At 70.4% G+C, this 6,218-nt stretch carries 7 protein-coding genes and 1 tRNA gene; 4 read left to right on the forward strand and 4 right to left on the reverse strand.

What is annotated here, in order from left to right; all coding sequences use genetic code 11:
- Positions 1-8: 8 nt before the first annotated feature.
- Together VFZ39_RS17575 and VFZ39_RS17580 are read left to right on the forward strand one after the other, a co-directional pair.
- A tRNA-Leu gene (locus tag VFZ39_RS17575) sits at positions 9-93 on the forward strand.
- 52 nt (positions 94-145) lie between these two features.
- Positions 146-1,021 carry a bile acid:sodium symporter family protein gene (locus VFZ39_RS17580; protein ID WP_330867089.1) on the forward strand — a complete coding sequence of 292 codons (876 nt, stop codon included), beginning with the start codon at positions 146-148 and terminating at the stop codon, positions 1,019-1,021.
- Here the strand turns inward: VFZ39_RS17580 and rdgB are convergent.
- From rdgB to VFZ39_RS17600, 4 genes are all read right to left on the reverse strand, one after another.
- Positions 1,018-1,668 (reverse strand): RdgB/HAM1 family non-canonical purine NTP pyrophosphatase, encoded by a 651-nt coding sequence (gene rdgB / locus VFZ39_RS17585; RefSeq protein ID WP_330867090.1) that lies wholly within the window; start codon positions 1,666-1,668, stop codon positions 1,018-1,020. The two genes, VFZ39_RS17580 and rdgB, sit on opposite strands and share 4 nt — an antisense overlap.
- Positions 1,661-2,392 carry a ribonuclease PH gene (gene rph / locus VFZ39_RS17590; RefSeq protein WP_330867091.1) on the reverse strand — a complete coding sequence of 244 codons (732 nt, stop codon included), beginning with the start codon at positions 2,390-2,392 and terminating at the stop codon, positions 1,661-1,663. The genes rdgB and rph overlap by 8 nt, the downstream gene beginning before the upstream one ends.
- Before the next feature lie 91 nt (positions 2,393-2,483).
- Positions 2,484-3,266 carry an ABC transporter permease gene (locus tag VFZ39_RS17595; protein ID WP_330867092.1) on the reverse strand — a complete coding sequence of 261 codons (783 nt, stop codon included), beginning with the start codon at positions 3,264-3,266 and terminating at the stop codon, positions 2,484-2,486.
- Positions 3,263-4,189, reverse strand: coding sequence for an ABC transporter ATP-binding protein (locus tag VFZ39_RS17600; RefSeq protein ID WP_330867093.1), 927 nt, complete (start codon positions 4,187-4,189; stop codon positions 3,263-3,265). The genes VFZ39_RS17595 and VFZ39_RS17600 overlap by 4 nt, the downstream gene beginning before the upstream one ends.
- A 131-nt stretch (positions 4,190-4,320) precedes the next feature.
- On the opposite strand from VFZ39_RS17600, the gene VFZ39_RS17605 reads away from it, so the two are divergent.
- The gene (locus VFZ39_RS17605) at positions 4,321-5,481 is read left to right on the forward strand and encodes a sensor histidine kinase (protein WP_330867094.1); all 1,161 of its coding nucleotides are present in this window, start codon (positions 4,321-4,323) and stop codon (positions 5,479-5,481) included.
- A complete protein-coding gene (locus VFZ39_RS17610; protein WP_330867095.1) occupies positions 5,469-6,128 on the forward strand; it encodes a response regulator transcription factor in 660 nt (219 codons plus the stop codon). Before VFZ39_RS17605 ends, VFZ39_RS17610 begins: the two co-directional genes overlap by 13 nt.
- Positions 6,129-6,218 lie beyond the last annotated feature (90 nt).

Here is a 6,218-nt window from a genome sequence, read left to right on the forward strand (position 1 = left end):
AGCCGTGAGCCGGAGTGGTGGAACGGGTAGACACGCAGGTTTTAGGTACCTGTGCCTTCGGGCGTGGGGGTTCGAGTCCCTCCTTCGGCACCAGGACACCGCGACTTCGAGTCTCGCCGGGCGCACGCACCACTACAGTCCGGTCATGGATTCCGCGCTGACCACCGTGGGGCTGCCGATCGCGCTGGCGATCATCATGTTCGGGCTCGGCCTCGGCCTGACGGTCGGCGACTTCCGCAGGGTCGCCCAGCACCCGAAGGCCGCCGTCGTCGCTCTGGCATGTCAGCTGCTGCTGCTCCCGCTGGCCTGTTTCGGGCTGGTGGTGCTGTTCGACCTGCCGCCGCTGCTCGGGATCGGGATGATGCTGCTCGCGGCCTCGCCCGGCGGTACGACGGCCAACCTGTTCAGCCACCTGTTCCGGGGCGACGTCGCGCTCAACATCAGCCTGACCGCGGTGAACACGATCCTGGCGATCGGCACGCTGCCGCTCATCACCAATGCGGCCATCCGGTACTTCGACCAGGCCGACACCGTCTCCATGCCGCTCAGCGAGGTCGTGAAGGTGTTCGTGCTGATCCTGGTGCCGGTCGGGATCGGGATGCTCGTGCGGGCGCGGAACGCGGAGTTCGCGGGGCGGATGGACAAGCCGGTCCGGATCGGCTCGGCGGTCATCCTCGCGATCCTCGTGCTCGGCATCCTGCTCGACCAGCGCGAGAACGTCGGCGACTACTTCGCCGACGTCGGCCTGGTCGCGGCGCTCTTCTGCGCGATCAGTCTGGTCACCGGCTACCTGATCCCGAAGCTGGCCGGGGTCATCGAGTCGCAGGCGATCGCGTCCTCGATGGAGATCGGGGTGCACAACGGCACGCTGGCGATCTTCGTCGCCGTCGAGGTCCTCGACAGCACGGAGATCTCGGTGCCGGCCGCGGTGTACTCGTTGCTGATGTTCCCGATGGCAGCGCTGTGGGGCGCGTTCGTCAGCCGCCGGGTCGCCGCGCGCGAGCCGGCCCCGGCTGCCTAACGGAGTGCGGCCGCGACCAGCGGCGCGATCTCGCGCAGTGCCTTGCCACGGTGGGAGACCGAGTCCTTCTCGTCGGAGGGGAGCTCGGCGGTCGTGCGCTCCGGCGGTCCGGTCTCGTCGGCGACGAACACCACGTCGTACCCGAAACCGTTGTCTCCGCGCTGCTCGTGGATGATCCGGCCCGGCATCCGGCCCTCGACCACCAGCTCGGTGCCGTCGGGGTGGCAGAACGCCACGGCACAGGTGAAGTGGGCGGACCGGCGGTCGTCGGGTACGTCGGCGAGCTGCTGAAGCAGCAGCTCGTTGTTGCGGGCGTCGGACTTCGGCATGCCGGACCAGCGGGCCGAGAGCACGCCCGGCATCCCGTTGAGGGCGTCGACACACAACCCGCTGTCGTCAGCGAGCGCCGGGAGACCGGTCGCAGCGAGGCCCGCCCGCGCCTTCAGCAGCGCGTTGCCCTCGAAGCTGGGCTGGTCCTCCACCGGTTCGTCGTACGGCGAGACGTCGTCGAGCCCACGCACCACGAGGTCGGGGAGGTGGGCGCCGAGGATGCGGTGCATCTCCGCGAGCTTCTTGGCGTTGCGGGATGCCAGGAAGATCTGAGGAGCCGGAGGTTTCGAGGCTCGCTGCGGTCGCACCTCAACCACCGGCGGAGAGCGCTTCCTTCTGGATCTGGGTCAGGTCGGCACAGCCCTTCTCCGCCAACGAGAGCAGCGCGTCCAGCTCGGCCCGGTCGAAGGTCGCACCCTCGGCGGTGCCCTGCACCTCGACGTAGCTGCCGGCACCGGTCATCACGACGTTCATGTCGGTCTCGGCACGCACGTCCTCCTCGTACGGGAGGTCGAGCCGAGGCACGCCGTCGATGATGCCCACGCTCACCGCCGCCACCGATCCGCTGAGCGGCTCCCCCGCCAGCGCGCCGACGTCCTTGAGGTGGGCGACCGCGTCTGCGAGCGCGACGTACGCACCGGTGATCGCGGCGGTGCGGGTACCGCCGTCGGCCTGCAGGACGTCGCAGTCGAGGACGATGGTGTTCTCGCCGAGCGCCTTGTAGTCGATGATCGCGCGCAGCGACCGTCCGATCAGGCGGGAGATCTCGTGGGTCCGGCCACCGATCTTCCCGCGCACCGACTCACGGTCGGAGCGGGTGTTGGTGGAGGCCGGGAGCATGGCGTACTCGGCGGTGACCCACCCGAGCCCCGAGCCCTTGCGCCACCGCGGCACACCCTCGGACGCGGAAGCGGCGCAGAGGACGCGGGTACGGCCGAACTCCACGAGCACCGAGCCGGCCGCGTGGTCGAGCCAGTGACGGGTGATGGTGACTGGGCGGAGCTGGTCGTCGGCGCGGCCGTCGGCGCGAGTCGCTGTCATAGCGCCGACCCTAGGGGAGACCGGAGACGCCGAAGCGGGCCGGGCCCCCTCCCCCGAGGGAGGCCCGACCCGCCGTCTCTGGGCGCGCCGGCTACTTGAGCTCGGCGCGCATCACCCGGATCAGTCCGATCACGAACGGCAGGATGATCCAGATCAAGGACGTCGTCCCGAGCTGCGCGAGCTGCTCACCGGTGAGGTCCGCGCCGGTGCCCGCCTCGAACAGCGGCTGCTGCGCCGTCCCGAGGTCGAGCCAGGGCGCGCTGTCCTGGAGCGCCGGTACGACGGAGAAGATGATCGACGACGCGATCGGCAGCACGAAGAAGGTCACGATCGCTGCGGGCGTGTTCAGGAAGATCAGGCCGTAGGCGAGACCCTGGAGGACGCTGAGGATCTGAAGGCCGAGGAACAGCAGGAACGTCGTGGCCTTCAGGTCCTCGAACCCACCCTCGGCGCCACCGACCAGCGTGCCGATCGACGCCAGCAGGATCGCGGCGACGAACGCCCCCAGTCCGAGGATGAGGGCCGCCACCACCTTGGACGCGATCACCTTGGAACGCGACGGTTCGAGGGCGAACGTCACCATCGCGGTGCGCTGGCCCCACTCGCTGGTGATCAGCAGGATGCCGAGCACGGGGAGCACGAAGCCCTGCGGCGTGGCCGCGATGCCGATGAAGTTGCCGAAGATCCGCTCGTCGGAGTCGGCGACGAAGTAGAAGATGACCATGAACGCCGCGGTCACCAGGACCGTGAGGCCCAGCAGCCAGATCCCGGCGCGGGTATCGGCCATCTTCCTGATCTCGACCGACACCAGCCGTCCGAAGGGCACGCGGCGGGTCTGGGAGACGTCGAGGGTCAGCGGTTCGGTGGCGCTCATGCGGGGGCTCCCTGCGGGTCGTCCGTGTGGGTGAGGTCGTCGCGCTGGCTGTCGGAGGTCAGCTCGAGGAAGAGGTTCTCGAGACCGCCGTCGGCCGGCCGCAGCTCGGTGAGCACGAGCCGCTGGTCGGCGGCCACCTGGCCCACTTGAAGCGGCTGGGCGTCGACCCGGAGCGCGTCGCCGGCGCGGTTGACCTGGAGGCCGGCCGCGGAGAGCGCCGTCGAGAGCGCCTCGTTGTCGACCGCCGTCACCAGCGTCCCGGTGCTGCGCTCGGCGAGCAGGGACTTCTTGGTGCCCTGCGCCACGATCTTGCCGCGACCGATCAGGATCATGTCGTCGGCGATCAGCTCGACCTCGTTGAGGAGGTGACTCGACAGCAGCACCGTGCCGCCGCGGTCCGCGTAGTGCTTGAGCAGGTCGCGCATCCACCGGATGCCGGCCGGGTCGAGGCCGTTGGCGGGCTCGTCGAGGATCAGCACCGAGGGGTCGCCGAGCAGCGCGTGGGCGATGCCGAGCCGCTGCCGCATGCCGAGCGAGTAGTTGCGCACCCGGCGCTTGGACTCGGTCTGCGACAGCGACACCATGTCGAGCATCTCGTCGACCCGCGACTCGGGGAGCCCCATCGTCTTGGCGCCGACCATCAGCACCTCACGGCCGGTGCGGCCGGCGTGCTGGGCGGAGGCGTCGAGCAGCACCCCGACGTGGGTGCCGGGGTTGGGGATGTCGCGGTAGCGGTGCCCGCCGATCAAGGTCTCCCCGCGGGTGGCCGGGGTCAGTCCCGCCATCACTCGCATCGTGGTCGTCTTGCCGGCGCCGTTGGGCCCGAGGAAGCCGGTCACCCGGCCGGGCTGGCACCGGAACGAGATGTCGTCGACGGCCAGGAAGCCGCCGTACGACTTGGTCAGTCCGGTCACCTCGATCATGACCACCATCCAACCGGTCGCGGTCAAGGGCGGGATCGGTCCGAGGGCTCGACCTGGCCAGACCAAAGTAGGGGGTGGCCTGACACCGGGGACGACTGTGACGGGAACAGTGCCGGGCCTAGCCTGACCTCGTGGAGCGGCCGAACCCTGACGTCTACCAGCCGCGGCTGACCTGGTGGGGGCACACCTGGCGGTTCGCGGCCTGTGGGGTCATCTCCGCCCTGGTCTGGTCCAACTCCTTCCTTGGCCAATGGCATGACTACCGCTGGTGGTGGTGGGTCGACCTGCTCGTGGGCATCGCGTCGTACGGCGTGGTGCTGCTGCGTCGCCGCTACCCGGTCGCCGTCGCCCTGGTGCTGTCGACCGTGATCCTCGTGTCCGGCGTGGCCGCGGGTCCAGCCACCCTGGCGTCGGTGTCAGTCGCCACCCGGCAGCGGATCCTGCCGATCCTTGCGGTGAGCGTCGTCGGCATCGTCGCGGCCCAGGGCTACGAGGACCTCACGCCGGGAGGAAGCCCGGAACCGTTCTGGCTCACGTTCTCGTTCAACATCGCGATCACCATCGCGATCATGGGCTGGGGCGCCTGGATCGGGTCGCGGCGTCAGTGGGCCTGGCAGCTGCGGATGCGGGCCGAACGGGCCGAGGCCGAGCAGGAGCTCCGGGCGCGCGAGGCGCAGGCGAAGGAACGCCAGCGGATCGCGCGCGAGATGCACGACGTCCTCGCCCATCGGATCTCCCAGATCTCGATGCACGCGGGAGCCCTGGCGTACCGCACCGATCTCGATGCCGATGCGCTGCGACAGGGCAGTGCCGAGATCCAGACCACGGCCCACGCCGCGCTCACCGATCTCCGAGAGGTGCTGGGCGTTCTCCGTGACGACGGGGTCATCGAGCGCGAGCAGCCGCAGCCGACGTACGCCGACGTGCCGGGCCTGGTCGCCCAGGCCCAGGCGGCCGGGATGAACGTCGCCTGGCACGACCGGCTCGGCGACGCGGCGGCCGCGCTGCCGGCCACGGTCGGCCGGACCATCTACCGGATCGTGCAGGAGGGCATCACCAACGCGCGCAAGCACGCCCCGGGTGCGGTCCTGACCGTCGACGTCTCGGGCGGGCCCGACCAGGGGGTCGAGCTGAGGCTCGCCAACCCGTTGGGTTTCGGCGGCCGGGTCCCGGGAGCCGGCGTCGGCCTGATCGGCCTGAGCGAGCGCGCCGTGCTGGGCGGCGGGCGGCTGGAGCACCGGCAGGAGAACGGCATGTTCGTGCTGCGAGGATGGCTCCCGTGGCAGACGTGACCACGGTGCTGGTCGTCGACGACGACCCGCTGGTGCGCTCGGCCCTGACCCTGATGCTCGGGGGCGACCCCGGCCTGTCGGTGGTGGGTGAGGCGTCCGACGGCGCCGCCGGACTGGCAGCCTGCCGCGAGCTGCGACCCGACGTCGTGCTCATGGACATCCGGATGCCGGTGCTCGACGGGATCGACGCCACCCGGACGCTGAAGGAGGGCGATCCCTCGCCCCACGTCATCGTGCTCACGACGTTCGATGCCGACGAGCACGTCCTCTCCGCCCTCGAGGCCGGCGCCGACGGCTTCCTCCTCAAGGACACCCCTCCGGCGGACATCGTGGCGGCGATCCAGGCCGTCGCCGACGGCGAGCCGATGCTCTCGCCCGGCGCCACCCGTGCCGTTCTGTCGCGGATCCGGGAGTCGTCACCGGACGGGCGCAGCGAGGACGCGCGCCGGGCGCTCGGCACGCTGACCGACCGGGAGCGCGACGTGGCGATGGAAGTCGGCCGCGGCCTCAGCAACGCGGAGATCGCCCAGCGGCTGCACCTGTCGGTCCCGACCGTGAAGGCACACGTCTCGCGGCTCTTCGACAAGCTGCAGGTGACCAACCGGGTCCAGATCGCGATCGTGGTGCACGACGCCGGTCTGATCTGACCCTTCGCGCGCATGTAACGCCGGGGCATCGGCTCCTCCCACCCGGTTGCACCGTGGTGGGTTAAGCAAGTAACCCGGCGTTACAGCTGG

Source organism: Nocardioides sp., assembly GCF_036374615.1.
Lineage (GTDB): Bacteria > Actinomycetota > Actinomycetes > Propionibacteriales > Nocardioidaceae > Nocardioides.